Annotated in this window: 2 protein-coding genes; both read right to left on the reverse strand. The window is 67.2% G+C overall.

Annotated features, from left to right (window positions below):
* Positions 1 to 153: 153 nt before the first annotated feature.
* Positions 154 to 519, reverse strand: coding sequence for a cytochrome c3 family protein (locus ACT6Y9_RS10885; protein WP_295478973.1), 366 nt, complete (start codon positions 517 to 519; stop codon positions 154 to 156).
* A 28-nt stretch (positions 520 to 547) separates the two neighbouring features.
* The coding region (locus ACT6Y9_RS10890) for an FAD-dependent oxidoreductase (protein ID WP_443744545.1) at positions 548 to 1606 on the reverse strand (1059 nt) is incomplete at its 5' end.

Consider the following 1606-nt stretch of genomic DNA (forward strand, 5'->3'; position numbering starts at 1 on the left):
GAAGCCTCGCCCAATTCCTAACGGAATTGGGCGGGGAGCAGTCACTTTGAGCGGATCGCACCGGCGTGCGGAAGTCCTTTTCGATCAGCGCATTGCCGCATTCTCTTCCGGGACGGAGAGAATGCGGCGGCGGGGATGAAGCTGCCGGCGTCCTCAGGGCGTCTTCAGCTCGAACTTGTGGCACTCGTTGCAGGTGAGCGTGCTCTTCTGGTGGCCCTTGTGGCAGGTCGCGCAGTCGCGCTCGCCGTAGTGCGAGATGTGCGGATTCGGATGGTCCTTGGCCGTGCGCTCGGCGAGCTTCGCGTACGAGCCGTGGCAGGCGAGGCACGCGTCCTTCCTCACGGGCTTGGCGAAGTCGCCCGACTTGTGGCAGACGGCGCAGTCGAACTTCTTGGCAACGTGCCGTTCGGCCGTGGTGCCCGCAGCGGGGTTCGTCGGGGCGGCGCTGGCGGGGAGCGCGCAGGCGCAGGCGAGCGCGAGCGCCGCGGCGCCGAAGAGAATGTTCTTGATGTTCTTCATTTTCAGGGTCCTTTTCATCCGGGGTTCATCAGCCGCGCTTGTGCTGGCGCGCGAGTTCGCGGGCGGCGATGCGTCCGAAGACGAGCGCTCCGCCCAACTGGCTCCCGCCGATGTAGTTGCCGTAGAAGAGGCCGCCCGCCGCGTTGCCGCAGGCGTAGAGGCCGCGGATGGGCCGGTCCTCGTTCGAGACGATCTGCGCGCGGGCGTTGATCTTCGGGCCGCCGAAGGTGGCCGTGATGCCGCCCTGGAAGGGGAAGGCGTAGAAGGGCCCCTGGTCGAGGGGCTGGGGCGACTCGAGCGAGCAGGGAGGATTGAGCTCGCGGAGCTTTCCGGCCTTCAGCGCGTCGTTGTAGGTCTTGAAGAGGTCGAGGAGCACCTTGGGCTCGATGCCCATCTTCCGGGCGAGCTCCTCGGGCGTGTCGGCGACGAGCACCTTCGTGTGCATGGCGAGGAACTTCTTCGCCGCGCCCGCGGCCTTGGGCCAGTGGCTGTCGATCACGTGGTAGGCGAGGTTCTCGGGCGTGCGCTCGACCGTCGCGAGCGACTTCTGCGTGTACGTGTAGACCTCGTCCATGAAGCGGTGCCCGCGCACGTCGACGTCGATGCCCTGCCCCGCGTCGATCACGAAGTTCGGGTTGGCGTGCGTCTCCTCCACGATCGGGCCGCAGTGGAACTGGTCCATGTGCACGAGCTTGGCGCCGAGCGCCCCGGCGAGCGTCACGTTTTCGCCCGTCACCGAGGGCGAGCCGCGCAGCACGAGGCGCGAGAGCGGGCCGCCCATGTAGCGGCAGAGCATTTCGCGGTTGGCCGAGAACCCGCCCGTGGCGACGACCACGCCGTCGCGCGCATGGTACTCAACCCAACCGTCGTCGTTCACGGCCTTCACGCCCGAGACGCGGAAGGTCTCGTCGGTGAGGAGCTCCATCGCCTTGGTGTTGTAGTGAATCGGAATCGAGCGCTTCGCGCAGGCGTCGAGCAGATAGGCGATGAGCCGCGCACCGCCCGTGATGCCGTCGCCCTGGACGTTGTGCATGCGCCAGAGAAGCGGCCAGGGCTTGCGGCCGATCTTCGCGAACTTGACGCCCAC

It is taken from the genome of Sutterella sp. (assembly GCF_052272535.1).
Lineage (GTDB): Bacteria > Pseudomonadota > Gammaproteobacteria > Burkholderiales > Burkholderiaceae_F > Sutterella.